General features: G+C 62.2%; 17 protein-coding genes. 1 reads left to right on the top strand and 16 read right to left on the bottom strand.

Going from position 1 to position 18,792, the window contains the following annotated elements:
- Nucleotides 1-204: 204 nt before the first annotated feature.
- From E5673_RS12835 to E5673_RS12765, 15 genes are all read right to left on the bottom strand, one after another.
- The gene (locus E5673_RS12835; RefSeq protein ID WP_136190311.1) at nucleotides 205-2,580 is read right to left on the bottom strand and encodes a hypothetical protein; all 2,376 of its coding nucleotides are present in this window, start codon (nucleotides 2,578-2,580) and stop codon (nucleotides 205-207) included.
- Nucleotides 2,581-2,618: 38 nt separating this feature from the next.
- Nucleotides 2,619-2,945, bottom strand: a complete 327-nt coding sequence (locus E5673_RS12830) for a hypothetical protein (RefSeq protein ID WP_136190310.1) — start codon at nucleotides 2,943-2,945, stop codon at nucleotides 2,619-2,621.
- A gap of 99 nt (nucleotides 2,946-3,044) precedes the next feature.
- Complete coding sequence (locus tag E5673_RS12825) at nucleotides 3,045-3,665, bottom strand: hypothetical protein (RefSeq protein ID WP_210731738.1); 621 nt, start codon at nucleotides 3,663-3,665, stop codon at nucleotides 3,045-3,047.
- A gap of 530 nt (nucleotides 3,666-4,195) precedes the next feature.
- On the bottom strand, nucleotides 4,196-4,519 hold the full coding sequence (locus E5673_RS12820) for a hypothetical protein (protein WP_136190309.1): 324 nt from the start codon (nucleotides 4,517-4,519) through the stop codon (nucleotides 4,196-4,198).
- Between the two features lie 86 nt (nucleotides 4,520-4,605).
- Entirely contained in the window at nucleotides 4,606-5,145 is a 540-nt protein-coding gene (locus E5673_RS12815; RefSeq protein WP_136190308.1) for a hypothetical protein, read from the bottom strand.
- 279 nt (nucleotides 5,146-5,424) lie between these two features.
- Nucleotides 5,425-7,446 carry an SGNH/GDSL hydrolase family protein gene (locus E5673_RS12810; RefSeq protein WP_136190307.1) on the bottom strand — a complete coding sequence of 674 codons (2,022 nt, stop codon included), beginning with the start codon at nucleotides 7,444-7,446 and terminating at the stop codon, nucleotides 5,425-5,427.
- 52 nt (nucleotides 7,447-7,498) lie between these two features.
- Complete coding sequence (locus E5673_RS12805) at nucleotides 7,499-7,900, bottom strand: hypothetical protein (RefSeq protein ID WP_136190306.1); 402 nt, start codon at nucleotides 7,898-7,900, stop codon at nucleotides 7,499-7,501.
- An 86-nt stretch (nucleotides 7,901-7,986) separates the two neighbouring features.
- Nucleotides 7,987-9,819, bottom strand: a complete 1,833-nt coding sequence (locus tag E5673_RS12800) for a hypothetical protein (protein WP_136190305.1) — start codon at nucleotides 9,817-9,819, stop codon at nucleotides 7,987-7,989.
- On the bottom strand, nucleotides 9,816-10,217 hold the full coding sequence (locus E5673_RS12795; RefSeq protein WP_136190304.1) for a hypothetical protein: 402 nt from the start codon (nucleotides 10,215-10,217) through the stop codon (nucleotides 9,816-9,818). The genes E5673_RS12800 and E5673_RS12795 overlap by 4 nt, the downstream gene beginning before the upstream one ends.
- Nucleotides 10,217-10,801 (bottom strand): hypothetical protein, encoded by a 585-nt coding sequence (locus E5673_RS12790; protein ID WP_136190303.1) that lies wholly within the window; start codon nucleotides 10,799-10,801, stop codon nucleotides 10,217-10,219. Before E5673_RS12790 ends, E5673_RS12795 begins: the two co-directional genes overlap by 1 nt.
- Nucleotides 10,798-11,391 carry a hypothetical protein gene (locus E5673_RS12785; RefSeq protein WP_136190302.1) on the bottom strand — a complete coding sequence of 198 codons (594 nt, stop codon included), beginning with the start codon at nucleotides 11,389-11,391 and terminating at the stop codon, nucleotides 10,798-10,800. The genes E5673_RS12790 and E5673_RS12785 overlap by 4 nt, the downstream gene beginning before the upstream one ends.
- Nucleotides 11,388-13,340 (bottom strand): phage portal protein, encoded by a 1,953-nt coding sequence (locus E5673_RS12780; protein WP_247599377.1) that lies wholly within the window; start codon nucleotides 13,338-13,340, stop codon nucleotides 11,388-11,390. The genes E5673_RS12785 and E5673_RS12780 overlap by 4 nt, the downstream gene beginning before the upstream one ends.
- 143 nt (nucleotides 13,341-13,483) lie before the next feature.
- Nucleotides 13,484-13,708, bottom strand: a complete 225-nt coding sequence (locus E5673_RS12775) for a hypothetical protein (RefSeq protein WP_136190300.1) — start codon at nucleotides 13,706-13,708, stop codon at nucleotides 13,484-13,486.
- A gap of 2 nt (nucleotides 13,709-13,710) precedes the next feature.
- Nucleotides 13,711-15,729, bottom strand: coding sequence for a terminase gpA endonuclease subunit (locus tag E5673_RS12770; protein WP_247599682.1), 2,019 nt, complete (start codon nucleotides 15,727-15,729; stop codon nucleotides 13,711-13,713).
- An 88-nt stretch (nucleotides 15,730-15,817) separates the two neighbouring features.
- Complete coding sequence (locus tag E5673_RS12765; protein ID WP_136190298.1) at nucleotides 15,818-16,447, bottom strand: hypothetical protein; 630 nt, start codon at nucleotides 16,445-16,447, stop codon at nucleotides 15,818-15,820.
- 1,112 nt (nucleotides 16,448-17,559) lie between these two features.
- Here E5673_RS12765 and E5673_RS12760 point away from each other — a divergent pair.
- A complete protein-coding gene (locus tag E5673_RS12760) occupies nucleotides 17,560-18,150 on the top strand; it encodes an SGNH/GDSL hydrolase family protein (RefSeq protein WP_136190297.1) in 591 nt (196 codons plus the stop codon).
- Nucleotides 18,151-18,219: 69 nt separating this feature from the next.
- On the opposite strand, the gene E5673_RS12755 is transcribed toward E5673_RS12760, so the two are convergent.
- A complete protein-coding gene (locus E5673_RS12755) occupies nucleotides 18,220-18,792 on the bottom strand; it encodes a hypothetical protein (protein WP_136190296.1) in 573 nt (190 codons plus the stop codon).

Here is an 18,792-nt window from a genome sequence, read left to right as displayed (position 1 = left end):
AGCCACGCTCAACCGCCGTCCACCAGAAGACGTAGAGGATTTTCGCAGCTGATCAGCGCGTAGCCTCGGCCGATCCGCCCCATAGAACGACAGATCTCGCGAGCTGAGGGTTCAGCAGGGTCGTACAGTGCGAGCCGCGCTTCGGTCTCACCGATGACGACGCTTGCCTCGACTTGGTGATTGCCGGTGCTTCATAGGACCGCCTCACAGCAGTGACGCCGCAACGTTATCGATACGCGCACCCGCGGTCGCAGTTGAAACGCCGATGATCTGCGCCAGGCCAACACCTCCGCTTGCTGCGATACTCGTGTCAGTCACCGTCGCCACGGTCACTCCACCCACCTTGAGCGTGAGAGTAGAACCGCTCGCCTCCAAGCGAACTCGCCTCACATCGCCAGCAGATGGCGTGTAAAGCGCGGCACCGCTTGGTGCGGGCGAGATCTGCGTAAAGGTCGTGTTGCCGTTATACATGGCAATGACCCAGCCGCCCTGCGAAGAGCGGTAGAGGCCCATGTATCCGGTGTTCTTGTCGATGACGCGGACGGCCACGCCAAGGTTCGCTGTCTGGATAGTGGTGAACTCGAGGTCCGCCTCCATCGCGATATTCTGCCCGGAGAACGACGAAACTGCGCTGATCACCGTGTTCGCAGCCGGAGCGTAAACCTTGTTGTTCGCGATGGTCCAGCCAGTGCTGAACTGCGCCCAGCTCTGGCCCGTATCAGCCGTGTGCGCGGACAACAGCGAACCATCGGTGGCGGTGAACGCGTCGGTCAAGCCGGGACTAGGTGCGGCGGAATCGTCGTTCACAATCGCGCCGCTGGCGCTAGCAGATCCTAAGGAATAGCCAGAGGGGGCCAAAATGTTGACGGAAAATGTTTCATCTTGCTCGACCGTGGTGTCGCCATTGACGCTGACGGCAAACGCTCCGGTCGTCACCCCGTCCGCGATTGCGATACTACCGCCAGTTGGCAAGACGCCCCCGGTATAGTCGGCTGCGTTTGTAATCCCTGCAGAAAACGCCCACGGCACATTGATCGCGCCGATGCTGACCGACCGGGTGACGGTGTAAGTGTACAGCGTCGCGCCGCTGTTGCCTTCGGCCTTAGATTGCCCCGCTGACAGCGACACGGTGGGCGTTGGCGCCACTGGACTATAGCCGCCGCGGCGAATGGCGGCATCTTCATAATTGGCAAGAATCGGCCCTAGCGAGGTGTAGTAAGCTCGCTTCGGATGCAGGTTATCGTACATGTTTCCGGCGTTGTTGACGGTCGTGTAATCGCCCATCGCGCCGATAGTATCGATATACCCAAAACCTTGTGTCGTCGCCATGCTGTACAACACGGCCCCAACTTGAGGCATGGTCAGCGTGCCGTTGCTCGAAGCGGGGCTAATATCATTCGGCCCGCGTAGCACGATGTCGGCTGTAGACTTCAGCGCATCGAAGACGACCTGCATCTGCGTTCGGAACGAGGCTTCCGTGAGCGTTGAGCCGTCGCGGAAGTCGTTGATGCCGAGCGCGACATCGGCGCCATGCGGCGCAAGATAGGCCAGCATGGAAGACGGAGCATAGGGCTGGGAAACGCCCTTCCAATCGCTTGCCGCCCAACCGCGTACGCCCGCGTTGATAATGATCATCCGTTTGATCGTGGTACTGCGCGCGATGATGCCAAGGAGATTGACCTTGGTTGCGTCGAGGCTGTCGATCGCGATCGTGTGTGCGCCCATGGCGCCTGTAGCAACGGTCGTCTTCCGGATAGCGATCGCGCCCGCCGCCTGCGCTACCTGCGTTGCCGTGCCGCCGTCGACAGAGATGGTAAGCGTTCCATAACCCGGCCCGTCTACCGTATAGACATCGAAGACGTCGCACGGATCGGTCGGCGTGAAGACGAGCGCGCCCGGCGTGGCGGAGGTTTTCTCGAAATTGACGCCGCCCGCGCTGGTTAGCGTCCCGACCGCCCAGCCGCCCACTGCCACAGCGGGATTGTACGCAGCGTAACCGCCAATGGTCGCGTTGCCTGCGCTCCCGAAGAAAGCATCGGTGCTAGTTGGATAGCCAAGCGCCTTGAAACGTGCGGCAGAATACGAGGTCGTCGTATAGGGTCGCGCACCTGTCGTACCGGACGGATCACCGGAACCGTTGCCCATCGACGTGCTATCGCCAACGGTCATGTAGTACGTGTCAGCCGTTCCCGCCTTAGTCGCATTGAGCGCAGTTGCGAGCCTGTTCATGATGAAGCTCGGCGTCGGCATCGGCGTTGGCGTTGGGGTGGGTGTCGGAGTGACGCCGCTAGGTATCGGCGTGCCAATGGATGCGAGAACGCCAGCCAATGCACCGACCATGACAACGCTGTACGGCAGGAAGACGCGGCGGGTTAATCCGCCCGAGCCATGCTGCAGTACGACCTCGGTGAGCATAGTAGGATCGAGTGCGCCGCCTGCGGACAGCGCTCCAGCCTCTGCCGGGTTCGCAGCTGCTGCAACACCGGCGCGAATGGCAGCCGATGCAACCGTATCCTCGACAGTAAGGCGCGAGGGGCGACGATCCGGGAACCGAGGGTCCCAGAGTAGAATGGTTTTCATCGATGATCCTTCGATATGGCAGCCGCAGATGGTGGTTTTTACTGTGCCGTGGTCTCGACAAGCCAAGTCGCCGCTTCCGCCTGCTTCAGTACCGCCAGCTGTTCGGCAGCCGTGGCGGCGTATCGGGCAGCGGTGAGACCACGCTCAGCAAGCGACATCGCGAGTCGGATCCGGGCCGCACGTTCTGGCGACAGGAAAGGCAGGACGAGGTTGGCCGACGCCGCAACCCGGTCGTATGCCGCCTGCGCTCGATCGACAGCGGTCCCGATCTGCGCTGCCGTTGCATTCGACGGGGGCGGCAGGGTCGAGCAGCTGGCAAGCGCCATCGACGCCGCGCATAGTGCAGCGGTCAGTAGTTTCTTCATAGGAAGCTCCTGTTAGGTGTTTTGTAAGGACATTTCGGTAGAGGCGAGGATGGCCGTCGGGGTTTATCGCTCGTCAAAGCACCCGACGGTCGAGTTCCCTCAGATCCATCCGCCAGCGACCAGCCCTGCCTGGAAGAACATCGCGTAACCCGCGACCTTCTCGGCGCGGTCGATCCCGTTGATGATGCGGCGCGCGGAGGTGAACTGCACCGTCGTGGCTGGCCCCTTCGCGGGCAGGTAGCTGGCAAACCGCTTCCCGGTGAACCAGCCTTCCGTCATGCCCAGCACCATGATCTGCGCGGAGATCTCGGTCTCTAGGGCGCGGTCATAGTTCGACGTCAGCGCGCCTTTCAGCCCGAGTTCGTTGTCCGCGCGCTCGTAGTTATAGTCCCACGTCAGCTGGACATCGCCGCGGCCGTAGGCGATCTGACCGCTATGCTTGCCCGGCTTGCCATATGGATAGTTTCGGCCGCGTCCGATCTCTGGGATCGGCTGCATGCGCTGGGCGGTTTCATGGAACGAGGTGGCGAGCCCGTAGGCGACGTATGCCAGCGGCGCGCCGATCGCAGCGAACGCGACCAGCTTCGCCTGGATGCCCTCGACCTGCGCCTTCGTCATCGTCCCGAACAGCGAGCGAATCGACGCGAAGAATTTGTCCGGAGACGCCAGTCCGTGCGCAGGGCGCGCAGGGGCGGTCGCCGGCTTTGATGCCGTCGCCATATATATTCCTTCCGATGTGATCCGATGAGGTGGTCGGGCGTTTAGTCCGCGCCGGGTCGCTCCCAACGTGACCAGGCCGGCCCGCCTTGCGTAGTCACTCACGTTCGAGGCGGGCCGTTACCGTCGTGAAACCGTAACGGTGGTGTGTTCGTAACTAGCTGGCCGGTGTAACCCCAACATGCGCTGGTCGGCCCGTCCTTGGATTTCGCCAGGGGCGGGCCGTTACCGAAAGCGGAAACTTTGCCCTACCGCTGCGTTGTTGATCGCTAGGCTTGCTTGGCAGTGGCCTAGTCGGCTCGCTCTTGGCTGACCCTGGGGGCGGGCCGTTATTCATTGCGCGCGTCTCGATCATCGCTAATAGCGCAGCGCCACCATTCGGGGGATTGTTGGCTCGGCCTGCCTCGCGTTCCTGCCGCTTGAGACAGGCCGTTACCTATTGCGATGCCTAGCCAAATTTGCAATTGGACCGCATCGGGACCTTCTGAGGTCGCGGTCGGCCCGTGCCACACCACCCCTGCTGGTGCGGGCCGTTACGGCAGTTTATCAAGGCCGCGTAGGGTCGCCGTCATATCTGGCGGTACCGCGGGCTTGCCGGGGAGGGCGGCGTCGAGGGCGTCGATCGCGCTTTGCCCGCGCCGCTTGAAGAATGTGATGATGCCCGCGCCGACCGCGCCAGCACCGCCCCCCGTGCCGAGCGCAGCGAACAGGTCCACCTGATGCTCGACGATCCAGACCGCGGTGATGAGCATCGCAAGCCCAGTGACGATCCCGTCCAGCAGCCAGCGCTTAGGACCAGGTGCGTCGAGAGTGATGAACAGCCGGACCATGAAGCAGGCGAGCAGCCCGACGATCATGGACCCAGCTGGGAAAGAATAGCCAAGGACAGACCAGATGACCGGTACCGTTACGCTCGGTACCGCAGCGATAGCCCCCTCCTTCATCACCGCAGCCCGACGGCAGCACCCGCCATCAAGAGGCTGACGACCAGCACCGCGGCTGGCCTCCGAAGCTGGGGCCACCGCGACCACATATCGACGGGCAACGGGGCCTTGCGCAACTGGTGCTCGATCATGGGCTCGGCGAGCATGTGCAGGGTCATCCACACGAACCCGCAGCCAACCGAAAGCGGATCAAGCCAGCGTTTCAGTTCCGCAATCCGCTCGATCGTGCGCGCGTCACCCGATGACCACGACCACAGGCTGACGGCTTCGGCGCCACCCCGGCTCGCGATCGCGCAACCGGCAAGAAAGATGATGATGCGGTAGATCGATACCGGGTCGGTCGGGTGATCAACGTTTCGTGCCGCCCATAGCCGGCGCCCTTGGCGGCCCGCCATCATGAGTCCGAGGCACATAGCCGCGGTCATGACGAACAGGTTCCAGGCGAGCAGCCCCGGATTGTTGGCAAGGGAGGGCGGGGCAAGCGCCGCGGTCGCCCGCATTGCCTCCCCGATGTAGTTGCTCGTGGCTGTCGCGGTCATGCGTCATCCTTTCCAGCGACCGAACGGGCCGCATCATGTGCTCGGTTTGACAGTATTTGCCGGTGGAGATTGAAACCCGCGTGCAGTAGGACGCTGTCGGCTTGCTCAGGAGATTGACGATGTCGCTATATGCTACACTTACGCGGATCTTGAGCGACCCGAACTGCTCCTACGGCGATTGGGCGTCGGCAACCTGCAAAGGCTGTTTTTCGGATCGCCAGTGGGCGGGCTCTATGCCCGACGATCATGCCCGTGATTCAATGCCGATCGAGGCAGAGGCTAAGCCGCTAACGCCATATTCACCGCTGCTTCCAGGATTGGCGACAGGAACCGATAGCCGAGCGTTACCGGGTGCAGCTTGTCCGCGTACAGCGTGACGTCGTTGGGTGCCGTTGCGGCCCCCATGACTGCATCCGCGGCATAATCGACAACGCCCTCAGCACTCGCGGTATTTGAACGGACGAGCGCGTTGTAGGCGTCGATCACCGTCTTCTTATCGACAACCGTTTCCGGCAATAGCGTCGATATCAACACCTTGGCGTAACCGTTTGCCTTTAACCAAGTGACATAACTGGTCTGCTGCGCATACAGATCTGCAGCAGTCACGCCGTTGTTGATGTCGTTGATGCCGGCAGCGAGCAACGCGACGTTGGGGATGCCTGCAGCGACGACCTGGCCGTCGAACTGAGTCCGCCTCGCGTACAATTGCGACAGGCGAACGCCTGCTGCGCTAAGATTATAAACTGAAATAGATCGGTTGAAACCGTTCGAAGCAAGCGCCTTCTGGCCCAGCGTGTACGTGCTCTTCACCGCCTCGTGGATACTGTCGCCGATGATTACAAGATTGGCCACCGGTGGTGTAATCCCGAACCGGGCCATCAGTTCGTAGCTGATCGCGTCAGCATCCTCGTCGGTCACAGCTTTGTCGATGAATACCGCAGCGCCGAACTGGAAGTTCGCATTGAAATTATCGCCCGCGCTTGGCCCGTAGCCAAGAGCAAAGCGAGCCAAAGTGCCAGGTGCGAAGGCAGACCCGACCGTTTTCGCTGCCCCGTTTATCGAAATGGTTGAGCCACCCGGTGAGAGGCAGATAACCATCACGAAAGGCGACGACGGGATCTTCGGCTTAGTGCCGGCCGTGATTCCGCCGTTTGCGCTATCGGTAAAGTTCGCCCCGTCCAAGTTGGTATTGATGTCGATCAGCGTTCCTGAGCCGTTGGCGTTGATGTAATATTCCCAGAAAATCTGAGGGACGGCAGAAACGCTTGGATCGATAACGGCAACGAACGTGCAATCTGTGCGAGACAGGGAGTGCGAGGCGAGCATGCCCCTTGCCTGAGCAGTGTCGCCCGCGTTTGTGCGACGCCCATCAAACAAGATCGGGAGCTTTCCGCCGATCAGTACATCCTCTCGAATAGCCGGCATATATGCGAACGATGTCTGCGTTAGGTCACGGCCAGCACCAGACTGATCGTAAATCCGGCTCACGCGGGCGACATCTCCAGTGCGAAGCGCTCGCACCGTCGATAGCGCGACACCTTCGTCGCCTAGGCCCATTGCCAACCGCGGCGACGCATCCGAAGCCACGGCCTGTATCAAAGGACCGCTATAGCCATCGGCCAGTCGCTCGCTCGAGTAGACCGCATGGTACTTGGCGCCTGCGGTTTTAAGCTTAGGGAGCCGCCGCCCATCTACTAACACTGCGAACTCGTCGCGGATCGCAATAGTCGCAGCCTGTGCCGCAATAGCCTCGTCGCGCGCGTCCTCTGCACGGACGACGGACAAAGAAACAAGATCAGCGCCGTCGATCGTGACCTCGACTACGTCATCTGTACCGATCGTCAGCGTCGCCCCGGCCGACGGAGCGTTTGACACCTGGGCGCCATAGCTTGCGGGCCGGCTGGTCGGTGCAGCATCGCTGTCGATTGCGTGCGCCAGAATACGCATGTTGCCGAACAGTCGGGTTCGCCCCGCAATCTGGAATGCCAGCGCGAGCAATGCGGCGTCGCCGAGCTCGCCCGCGTAGGGCAATGCCTGCCGCGTCGACTTGTTCAGGCGGATCCGCACATCGTTCGTGAACACGCCGTCGACCAGCGACACCCCCGCAAGGCGGATGCCCTCGGCGTTACCGTTCGTCACGAGCGCGAGATCAACGAGGGGAGCGCCGGGCGTGTCAGGCGCGAGGCGAACCTGCGCGCGCATTGCTACACCCGTCAGGTCCGGACCGCGAACGCGCAGCGGGAACTCGTACAATTCGTCATTACGCCAGACGTCGAGCGTCAGCGATGCTGCAGTTGCCATGGATATCTCCGGTGATCAGGTGTTGAGGCGCGAGACCCGCAGCGAGAAGAAGCTAGGCTTCGATCGTAAGGACGGTGACGGTCGCGCCCACCAGGGCGGACACGATGCCGGCGAGGGATGCTGTGGTAACTTTCACTTGGCAGCCGTCCTTGGTGACCGACCCGGCAACAAGTTCGGACTTCACCGCGCCGAGCAGGACGGCAGGAGTGGCGCTGACCACCGCGACGGTGGGAGGCGAGGTGAAGCCAGTGAACGCGATGTTGGTAATGCCGTTCGCGATCGAGATGCCGCTGAAGAACGCGACCCGCTTCGCTGCGTTGAGGTTGGGCGCTTTGGCCTTTGTCGTGATCCCAGTGGTGCCGACGTAGCCGACATCCGGTTTTGTGCCGGTACCGCCGGACCAGTCGACCACCTCGAGGTATCGTGCCGTCCCATCCGCCTCGATCGCCAGCATAGGCGTCCAAGCAGACGCTCCGTCCGCCGGCGCTATTGGATCAAGCCCCGCCGGGTTGCGGACGGCAACGGAGCTACCGAGCAGCTTCACGACACCACCACCGTGATCGCCGGACTGTCCATCGTCGATGCTCCATCAGCGGTGAATGCGCGGATGCGGTAGGTGTAGCTGCCGGCCGAGGGGGGATTGTCGGTTGCCGACAAAGCTGCTCCTAGCCCGCCGACGATTGGAGTCGCAGACGCTACCCCGTTGCGGACAATGACGATGTGATCGAACTGCGAGGACTTCGGATTGCGCCAGTCGAGCTTGACAGCCAGCGGACCAGTCTGCGCGCCAGAGAATTCCGTTGGCGCGTCGAGGGACGGTGCTGCGTCGGACGTCGCAGCGCTATCCAACACCTGCGGATCGGTCAGAGATGGCGTCGGGGGCGCTGTGCCTGTCATACCAAGCGCGAACGCATGCTTGGCGACCGTCTCGCTAGCCATGGTAAGCTCAACAGCACCCGTTGCGACGTTCAGCTTGCGGTTGAGAATGACCGCTAAATGATCGTTGAGGCCCTGATCGGGCAGCCGCAGCGTGATCGCGTCGCCGGGGCGATAGTACCACATTCGCGGTTTGCAGGGGATGACGATCGGGCCGAACTCGCGGGCATTGACGATGTCGTATGCCGCCAGCTGCGCAGCCTGATCGACGTCCTGACACAACGAGTATTCGGCTTCCTTGGTCCGCTGGCCCTTATCCTGAGCGACATACGCCGCAACGCGCACGACGTTGGCCGGCACGATCTCCCACTTGTTCGGCTCTGAACGGTAGCGCGGAACGATTCCGTTGATCCGCTCGCGCCGGGACAGCATAGCCGGGATGCTTATTCGACCGTCCGCTAGGTCGTCGGGTGTCAGGATGCCGATCGCGACGCGTGGTGCCGAGACCTTGCACGAGAGCTTGGCACCGACATGGATCGGTTCGCCCCCGCCCGCCTGACACATCTGCTTCAGGTTGTTCCATTTGGCACCGTTACCAACGTCGTACGTGACTCCGCCGATCGTCCAGGCATTCGCGTCAGCGATGTTCGCGGCTGACACGTAAGCGGCAATATCGATCCCGCGCTGCGGCAGGCCGACGCCCACCACTAGTTTGCCATTCTGCCTACGTCCGATGGCGTAGGTCAGAGCGTGGCACCACGGGTTCAGCGCAGCTGGACCGCCGACATAGGTGGTTTCGTCACCGAAGCGGCAAGGACCACTTCCGCCGGGCCACGTGCTGTCCTGCCGCGCATCGTAAACTCGCACGCCGTTGAGAACGGCGCCGAACTTTGGCGTGCCTGCGCTGTAGACCTTGCCCTTCGAATCATATTTCAGCGTGAGGATCGACGCGGCGTATCCCGACAGCTTCGATGACGGGCCCCATTTTGGAAAACCTGCGAAAGGCGGGGTCAGGGCTGCCGCTTCGGGCGCCTGCCCCAGCTGCGACGACAGCCACATCCAGCCGGCATAGTATCCGACCGCGCCACTGCCGGCGAAGGTTACTGGCATGTCGTCGGTCTGGAACGTCTCGAAGCCTTGGATAGGGCCTGCGCCGCTGTAGACGATGACGATCGAGCGGTACGCCCGCTTCGAACCATAAGCGTCGATGTGCCGGATGACGCCTGCGGTATAGGTGCGGCCAATGACGTACGGTATGCCGGCGTCGCTCTCCAGCTTCCATTCGGTCTGGTCGCCCGTACTCGTCGTCTTCGGCGCCTTCGCCGTCATCGAGCCGATCGCTGCGAGACCGCTGCCGACCGCCGTGATGGTCGCGACCGAGATCCCGCCGACCGACAGCGTGCCCGCCAGCCCGCCCAGCGCGAGCGCGCCGACGCCGGTGTAGATCAGGCCAGCAGCGGCGACGATCGTGCCGATCTTGATCAGGGCCTTGCTCACAACCGCCAGGCCCCGACATAGCTGTTCGGCTGGAAGAACACGGGAACGTCGACGCCTTCAACCCAACAGAAGATGCGACCATTGCCAACCACCACGCCGATCGCCTCGAACACGTCGCCTTCGACCGCGACGAGGTCGCCGACCCATGCCATCGCCGGCGCAATGCGTGGCAGCATAGCGTCCAGCGCGCTGGCCAAACTCTCGTGACCGAATTTGCGCATCGTGGTGCGCGCGGAGACGGCCGTGCGGTACGCGGGCAGAGCTTTGGGGCGATGTCCGAGCGAGCGCATTTGCCGATAGGCGAGACGAGCACAGTCATATTGGCCCCAAGCGAAGGCCTTGCCGGTATACGCCGCGAGCGTTTCCTCGGTCGCCACGCGACGCTTTTCGAGCAGCATCAGTACCCGATCCCGGTGGGCGCCTTATCGGCACCCCAATAGTCGCGCTTGGCGACATCGGTGACGTTCGCCATGCCTGTCTCGCCGGGCCATGTTTCCAGATGGAAGGCGTTCGATAGGCGGGTACCTTCGTTGTCCGCAAAGAACCGCTCGGACGCCGAGACGAACTCCATGTCGAGTGTTCGACCGCCACGTTCCTCATTGAGCGTCGTGGTGTCGAGCTCGCCATCGAAAACTAGGTCGGGCTCGTCGATCAGCTTGCCCGTCATCGCATCAACGGCACCGAAGTGGAACGACAGAGCCGCGCCCTGAAAGTCCGGGGACGACAGTTCGACTGCCGCCGAAGTGCTGGCCGGTAGCAACGTCAGCTGCCCTGCAGGTGCTTCGTCGCCGACGCCGTCGGTGAAGTCCTCAACGGACTGGATAGAGCCGAAGCGCGCGTCCCTCGACACGAACCGCTGACCGTTCCAATCAAGCCAGCCGCCATCGCAGATCGCTAGATTGTACCCGGGCAGCGCCGCCTGGACGAGACCGACGATCATCACCTGACGCCGAGACAGCGCGGCTTGAAGGGCGGGCGTCATGCGTATTCCTCGATCTCGAACGAAAGGCCGATGTCGTGGGCGAGGCTCATCTCCCAGCCGATCTCGTCGCCCTTGATGAAGCCCTCGATCATTGGCCGGGTGAACTCGGCAACGCCGCCATCAATTGTCGGCGCGCGCAGCATCGGCGTGATCTGGACGGTCGCGGTACCGGCGGCGTCTGCCACGGCAGCAAGGTCAACCGAATAGACGTAGCGGCCTTCCGGTTGGACTAGCGCGAACGGTTGGCCTTCCCGGATCCCATAGTTCGGCGTGAGATTGCGCAGCTTGAGCAACCGCCCACCCTGATCGGCGCCATTGACAACGGGCTGGCCACACAGCCCTGGTCGGAAGGACAGCAGTGGATATTCCATGCGAACCCCTTCCGTCTTTCCGCGCTTTAGACGCTGCACGAAGATGCGACCGTCCTTCTCACTCCCAAGGGGAGGCAAGCTGACGGATAGCCGGTGGCGATTGCCCATGCGGTCCAACCGCTGCACCCGGCCGCCAAGGAGCGGGACGAGGAACCCGCCGAAATCGACGAGGTACGCGGTCGCACCGTTTGGCGCGGGCCATTCGGGGAGCTCGATCATGCGCCGCCCAACTGCCGGTTCTGCCGACGTGCCATGTTCGACTGGGCAAGCGACGCTCCGCTAAGCGCGCCACGTTCCGCCATGGGCTGCGCAACCGATGCCGCGCGTCCATCAACGACCGCATCGAAGTAGGGCGACGGCGTGATGGTGACCTTGGACGACGGACCCGCACCGCGACCACCGTTTGGGATCACCGTGCCGCTCACGCCAGGCGCGAACAGTTCGGGGCCCTTCTCTCCGACGACATACCAGCTGCTCGGATCGATCCCGCCGCCCTTGGCCTTGCCGCCCCCGAAGGTCGATGCGAGGAATGACCCGATCGAGCCGACGAAGCCACCCGATCGGTTGCCCGACGCATCAGCCGCGCCGAACAGGCTGTTCGCAAGCGGCTTGATGACGGCCTGCTGAATAGCGATGTCGAGCAGCGAGGCGATGATGCGCTTGCCCATGTTGGCGAATGCGCTGGCCAGAGACTTGGCGCCGAGAATCGCGTCGGACAGCTGCGTGTTGAGATCCTTCAGCGCGGTGACGCCGATGTCCTGGACCTGCTCCTTGATCGCCGACGACGACAGGTTCAGCGACCGCATGTAACTGTCCGCGGGCCCTTCGTTGCTGCGTTTGATGGCATCGGCGCGCATTGCGTAGACGCCAGCCAGCGCAGCCTTGCGCTTGTCCGCATTCGCCCATTCGGCCGATGCTGTCGCCTTCGTGGCAAGGATCAGTTCGAGATCGGCCTCCTCCTGCTGATGCTGTAGGTCGAGCAGGCGAAGCTCGGCATCACGACGGCCGGCAACGCTATCCGCCATTGCGCTCTGCGCCTGAGCGACTTCTTGAGCAGCATCGTTCTGTGCCTTCGCAAGGTCATACCCGATCTGCTCTATGGCAGTGTGGCGCGCGCGCTCGATGACAGCGCGTCGGATCTCTTGCTCGGCGTCCTTCTCGGCCATCAGGGTCGAGCGCTGCGCAGCGGTCAGCCTATCGTCGGTGGCGAGTTGCTTGGCGTATGCAGCACGGTCCGCCTTGAGGCTGTCCATGTCAGCACGGTACCGAGCTTCATGACTTTCGGTCAGATCGGCATCTGCCTGGAGTTGTGCGTTGCGTACCTCCGCCAGCTTAGCCGCAAAGTCTTCGTCATCTGCCGACGTATCACGGCCCTTTTTAGTCTTTTTCACTTTCGCAGGGTCATCGAAGTTCATGTCGATCTTGGCATTCGCCGGATCGGGCGTGTGGATTGCCGTCGTGAACTTATTGACCGCGTCGATCATGGTACCGACGTTGTCGATGCTCGCCTGCAGATCGACCCGCGCCTGATCGACTGCCTGCTGTCCGGCGAACCGTGCAGATGCGTTTGCGGCCTGTCCCGCGCCGCCACCGCCCGAATAGGACCCGCTGCCCATCGATACCGCAGAGATGGTCGGCAGTGAGGCCTTCGTGCGGACAAATGCAGCTTTTGCCGCCTGAAGATCGGCCTGCGCCTTCTTCATAGCTGCTACTGCCGCCTGTCGGTCGGCCTGCGCCTTGCGAAGCAGTTCGACGCGCAGCTTGACGACGCCGACGAACGCAGATGCCAGCTTCTGCCGGGTCAGTTGCGCGTCTTCGAAGTCGGCGAAATCCTTCATTCGCAGCACGATCGGCGCCAGCCAGGTCGCGCCGTGCTCCATCTCCGGCCGGTCAGCGCGGAAGACGTGGGCGATGTCGACGGCCGGAATGAAGGTCGAACCGAGCGAGGTCGTTCGGCCACTGCCGGGGTGGCCGTTGTAGAGCCAGTATCCCTCGCGCGTGCCGATCGGCGTGAACTGGACGCCGTTGATTAGGAAACCTCCATTGACGCCGGGGGCTGCCGCCAGCGGGCCGTGCTTGGATGGGTCGATATAGTCCGGCTCGAGCACCTGCATCTGGAAGGGCAGCGGCAGGCGGTCGGACAGTCGACGCCAGCGCCGGCGCAGCACGACAGCGCCGCTCGCGCCGTCATACTCCGCCCGCGGGCCTCGGCCCCTCGCAATGCGCTGCTTCGGTGCCACCGGCGCGGGAGGTGTTGCCTGCTGCGGCTCCCGGCGCAGGAGCCGATCGATCAAGGTGCGATCTGACAAGGTCAGAGCCCGCTACGGTAGTAAGGAACGCGACGGCGCAGCACGCCACTCTTCGCGCTGGCCTGCATCTTGATCTGGGCGTCAACGACGGCGATCGCCGCGGTGACCGCTTCGACGGACTGGAAGGTCGTCTCGCGGCCGTCGGCGAAACGCACCTTCTGCGCGCCCATCGCAACCGCCAGCAACGACTGGTGCAGCTTGTCGAGGTCGGATTGCTGATATGCCACGCCTACCTCCTTCGATTGCTAGTGAACGGGTTCGTTTTCGCCCGCTTGGCCTTGGGGGTCGGTTCGCGGGTTTGATCGGCGCTCGTCGAGAGCCATTCAGGCTTCGGCTTCGCGGCACGTTCTTCGGCTTTTTGCTTCGCTACCGCCTGAGCGACTTCCGGATCGGTCGAGACCGCTGCAACAACCATGTTCAGCTTCATCCCGAGCTGGAGAAGACCGGCCAGCGCAGCCATAGCGTTGACGCGACAGTCGGTGGCCTCGTTTGCCTTGCCCTTTGGGCAGTCCCAGACTTGGTAGACCCGGCCGCTAGCGACCTTCGGAACAAGGCGTTCCGCGGTCAGCTGCTCGTACCAAGCCAGTTCGCGCTTCGTGCTGAAGTGCATGTAGCCCGGCCCGGGATCGGTGAATGTCAGCCGGGCGCGCAGCGTGTCTTTCGCGGAATTGACGCCGATTATGATCGGCTTGAACGTGGTTCGGGTTCGGTTGCTAGGCTTGACGGTCGGCCATAGCGGCGATCGCTTGCCAGTCCGGTCGGATGCGCCCTTCGTCGCCCAAACTTTGCGGCCGAGGCGGGCTTTCGAGAACTCGTAGACTTCCTTAGCGCGGTGACCGCCAGAATCGATGCACGTCGCGTCGACTGCGAACTCCCGCCCGTCGGCACGTTTGAACGTTCGCAGCAGCTGATGATCAACTTCGTCCCACGTCGCCTTCTTCGACGTATCGCCTTCGACAACGACGTAGAGCAGTGACCAACTTTCCTCGTTGGCGCCCCAGCCCACGAACTCGAGTTCAACGCGATCGTCCTGGGTATCGCCACCGACCGTGATAACGCCGACACCGTCGGGCACTTCGGCCGCCCAGTTCTCCGCTCGGGCAGCGAGAAGCTCGGCGACAACTTCCTTTGACGACGATCGCTTATGCGGCTTGCCTAACTGCGTGTTGTCGAACTTCACCCGCTTGTCGGGATCGTTCTTACTTGCCAGCCACTTCGCCGCAATCTTCGGAGGCGCATCGTTCGGCCAGGGGCTGAACACTTTGCCCGCCGTGAAGCTCGCATGCTCGTTGGACACCGGCCATGTGCCGCAGTCCGGACAGCGTGCCCGGTAGACGGCATGCCGCGGGCCTTCCCACCAATCCCATGTCAGCGCGACGGCATCACATTCCGGATCAGCCTTCCAAGCCGCCGCGTACGCCAACAACGGGTCAACGTGTTTGCCGCAGCAGCGGAAGCGCTTGGTCTGATGCCACCGGATCGTGCCCAGCGCCGTTAAGCGCTGGCCTTCATTCCAGCCGCACCCACATTCTTCGCAAAGCACCTGCGCCGTTCGGGGATAATGAGCGGTGACGTTGCCGTCCTCGTCGTAATCCTTGTCCCAGTTGATGTGCTTGAAGAAGTCCAGGAAGTTGCGGTGCCCGCATTCGGGGCACTCAACCGAAGCCTGCCGCTGATCACCCTCTAGGTAGCTGCTTTCGATCAGGCTCTCGCCCTCGATCGTCGGCGAACAAACCCGCACCGACAGCGACCCAACGTACGTTGCCATGCGCTCGTCAGCGAGACCGATCGGATCGCCCTCGCGGGTGATCGGATACTTATCCGTCTCGTCGCAGAACACGCGCTTGACCGGGCGACGCGCCAGGTTGTCCGGACTGCCGGCGCCCGCGAGGGCGAGGAAGCCGCCGGGAAACGCCTTGTACAGGAGCGTCTCTTCGGCCGACCGCGTCTTCTTGGTGCCGATCAGCTTCCGCAAGACAGGCGTGACCCGAATGAGCGGGGTGATGCGCTCTTTCGAGAACTGCTCGGCAGCCGCCTCCTTGGGCTGCACGATGAGCATCGGCGCAGGGTCGAGGTGAACGAAGAAGCCGACCGCGTTCTCAATGAGCGCGGTCTTCATCAACTGCGTACAGACCATGCCCGTGATCGTCTCGACGCCGAGCTCGGTCACCGCGAGCATCGGCCCGCGCGCAATCTCTACGGTCCTTGTCGACCAATCGCCCGACGTCGAGCCAGCCTCGGGGGCCAGCTTGCGGAAGCGATCAGCCCACTCGGGGACGCTGATATGTGGCGGCGGGGTAAGCCCTCGCCGCCACGATCGTTCTAGCCGTTCGTCCTTACTCGGCGTTTGCGAAGTCGGCTTCCGGCTCGCCGAGGGAGGCGAGGTGCTGCTGGACATGCTCGTTCAGCGCCTCCAGCAGCGGCTCGACAGCGATCTCTAAGGAGGCGGCGATCAGCGGCGAGACGCGCGACGGCCAGTTGAGCCAGGCATCACGCAGCGACCGCGCCATGTTGAACAAGAGGGTCTCGGCAACTTCAAGATCCACGACATCGCCGGCTTCACGGCGGGCGGCTAGGAGGCTGCGAGCAGCGAGTCCGTTTTCCTTTACCCGTTCGGCTTCGCCGGTGAGGGCGAACCTGCCGGCGAGCACCTCGGCAATGAAGTCCTCGTCGTCGAGACGGAGCGGATCGGGCAGCTGGTCCGCAGGTGCGGACACTTTCGCGCCGCGTTTCGGAGTGCGGACAGAAGGTGCGGACATTTGCACGTTGTCCGCACTACTGTCCGCACCCTCCGCAGCGCGCCGATTGGTGCGCCGCCACCCAGTTCCGGCAAGCGATCTATCAAGCTTGCCGTCAGCTGAAACCGGCAGTTTTCCTTCACTTATTGCCCGCCGGACAAGCTTATCGCTGCACCCATCGAGGCGGGCAAACTCACGAATGCTCACGGTGTCGGAGGGTGCGGACATTCTAAGTGCGGACCCCTTTGGCGAGTTGTAGCTGGGGATCGTTCACGCCTTTGCCCCCCGTATTACCCGGGATGGCCGGAAGGACCCAAAGGGCCGCGCCGGCCCTATGCTGATGGTGCGTCGGCACGCAACAATCGTGCGCCAAAACCGAGGCAGATCGAAGGGTAAGCTCTTGCGGTTTGAATACTCGCCGACCCGACCAGTCCTTCAAGGCGGCGTGCAAGTTGTTAATCTTTGACACCTTACGTTGCCAATAAGGGAGTCGGACCATGCTCGTGGCTTTGGGGATATTGCTACTATGGATCAGTGGCAACGTGCTGCTGATCGCTGGACTCTACTTATACTCAGGCGCTGTCGCCGAACTTCGGGCTCTAAACCGGTTCGGAGATCGCCGGGCTAGGGCGAGGGTAATCGCTGTTGATGACTAACTAGAAATCGGCTTCAAGTAAGACACACTTTCGCCCACCCGCGCTCGCTGCTTGCTCGTCCTGCTCGATCTAGCGCTAACTGCGCTCCCTTGAGGCCATGCCCTCGACGATACGTAGCACGCGCATGCCGATCGCCTTAACCACATCAACGGTAGTCGGCTTGTACCGTGTGGTCACATGACGCCCTCCGCGGCACATACGACAAGAGCGGCAACCCCTGTGGGCGCGGCTCTAACAACTGGTTATTTACGTAGCTTGCGGGGGTGATCGCGTCAACCTCTTACAAGCATGCCTTAACAATGGTCTGATTGATTGACCGCGATCGGTTATCCCAAGGTCACAACATTTGCGAATTTGGGATTGCGGTGCGTCAAACGCGCCGTAAAGCCAGGGGACGAACAGGTTTTGCGCTCTCGAGCAGACTGCGAAATTGCAACACGAAGCTGAGAAAGCTCTCGCCAAATGATCGCGCGGACGATGTACGATAGACGACAGTTCGTTAGGCACTCTTTGTCAGCGGGGGTGACGCTGTTCGTTACAGGTTGCGGATCTGATTCTGGTAGTAAGCCTGACGTTAATAGTAAGTCGGGCATCACTACGATACCCGAAATGCCTGCTTCGTCGGTGCCAGCGGCGCCGCCAACGTCAACGCCATCGTCCTCGCCCAACCAATCTGCTGCGCCTTTGTCCGGCTTAATCGTGCAAGCTGGCGACAGCATCGGCTACGGCACCGGCGCCGGGGATTATGCGGCAATCGACCATCTCGGCCTAGGAGGCAACATTTCGATCTTTAACGATAGCGTTCCTGGCAGAACAATGTCGTCGGGTTATGACAACGTCGGCGACTTACTTGCGCGTCACATAGCATCATCTGCATCGATTTTCATACTTCAACAGGGCACCAATGACCTTGGCGCGGGGCGAGACGCAATATCGCTTTACCGGTCAATCGCCATGCCATTCCTTGCCGCTATGCAGCAGGGGGGTTTTTATACTGTCCACAACACGATCTTGCCTCGTTTAGATGGCGGGTGGAGTGCCGAAAAGGAAAGGGAAAGAGCGACTTACAACGCCCTTGTGCGCGGTAACTCGGCAGGTGCTGATGTCGTCAATGATGTTGCGGCCGACCCAATCATTGGCAACTCGAACCCTGCGTGGCTTTCGTACTACTCAGACTCGCTCCACCCGGGTCTTTCGGGGCAGCAGCGGCTGAGCTCCATAATTGCAGCCATAGTGATCCCGCTACTGGGGAGAGCACCCAAGTCCTCTACCTAGGCTAGGCGTTCGGAAGTCGGAGCAACTCGTGAGGTTCCAATTTCGGCGGGAGGACCAAGTCGTTAATCGTCAGAACAGTCGCTCTTTCATCGCGATGATGTCAGCGACGAACTGCACGGTCGTCCGCGCAGCACTAACCTGATCATTCCGGCAGGTTGTCAGGTCCGATCCGGCGAAACCGGCAGCCATGTCGAAGCGGCATACGTTCTCGAAAATTCTCCAGTACTTGGGCGGCACATAGCCCTTGATCCGCTTCAGATCGTCGAGGGCTTCCTGCTCTGCCCACCCGTTGCCCTGCCCAGCGCCGGGGATGCGCGCCAGATCCATGACAAGGGCCTTACCGCCTAGGCGGGACCATAGCGTCTCGCAGTGGTCGATCGCGGCGACTTGGCCATCGGACAGGAGCTTCGCAGCCTTCCAGCGCGCAACAGGCGTGCCACCCCGGTTGATCAGCGTGTGCTCGGTCACCACCCGACCGGCATCGCGCAGTGGCACGTCCACGATAGCGTGAAAGCCCCGCGCGACCTGGATCGCCGGAGCACCTATCGCCTCTCCCTTCGACGTCACCGCCTCAGCCATGCGCTGCGCCGGTGTCTTCGACTGCCGTTTGATCTTTGTGCTGGTCTTCGCTGCCCGCGCCAT

Origin of the sequence: Sphingomonas sp. PAMC26645 (genome assembly GCF_004795835.1) — a bacterium.
GTDB lineage: Bacteria > Pseudomonadota > Alphaproteobacteria > Sphingomonadales > Sphingomonadaceae > Sphingomonas.
Note: the sequence above shows the minus strand (reverse complement) of the source record. Positions and strands in the feature narration are given on the sequence as shown.

Bases quoted from the DNA above. Each gene is read 5' to 3' on its own strand.
- E5673_RS12835 (WP_136190311.1), bottom strand. From the start codon at position 2,580: ATGAAAACCATTCTACTCTGGGACCCTCGGTTCCCGGATCGTCGCCCC.
- E5673_RS12830 (WP_136190310.1), bottom strand. From the start codon at position 2,945: ATGAAGAAACTACTGACCGCTGCACTATGCGCGGCGTCGATGGCGCTT.
- E5673_RS12825 (WP_210731738.1), bottom strand. From the start codon at position 3,665: ATGGCGACGGCATCAAAGCCGGCGACCGCCCCTGCGCGCCCTGCGCAC.
- E5673_RS12820 (WP_136190309.1), bottom strand. From the start codon at position 4,519: ATGATCGTCGGGCTGCTCGCCTGCTTCATGGTCCGGCTGTTCATCACT.
- E5673_RS12815 (WP_136190308.1), bottom strand. From the start codon at position 5,145: ATGACCGCGACAGCCACGAGCAACTACATCGGGGAGGCAATGCGGGCG.
- E5673_RS12810 (WP_136190307.1), bottom strand. From the start codon at position 7,446: ATGGCAACTGCAGCATCGCTGACGCTCGACGTCTGGCGTAATGACGAA.
- E5673_RS12805 (WP_136190306.1), bottom strand. From the start codon at position 7,900: ATGCTGGCGATCGAGGCGGATGGGACGGCACGATACCTCGAGGTGGTC.
- E5673_RS12795 (WP_136190304.1), bottom strand. From the start codon at position 10,217: ATGCTGCTCGAAAAGCGTCGCGTGGCGACCGAGGAAACGCTCGCGGCG.
- E5673_RS12790 (WP_136190303.1), bottom strand. From the start codon at position 10,801: ATGACGCCCGCCCTTCAAGCCGCGCTGTCTCGGCGTCAGGTGATGATC.
- E5673_RS12785 (WP_136190302.1), bottom strand. From the start codon at position 11,391: ATGATCGAGCTCCCCGAATGGCCCGCGCCAAACGGTGCGACCGCGTAC.
- E5673_RS12765 (WP_136190298.1), bottom strand. From the start codon at position 16,447: ATGTCCGCACCCTCCGACACCGTGAGCATTCGTGAGTTTGCCCGCCTC.
- E5673_RS12755 (WP_136190296.1), bottom strand. From the start codon at position 18,792: ATGGCGCGGGCAGCGAAGACCAGCACAAAGATCAAACGGCAGTCGAAG.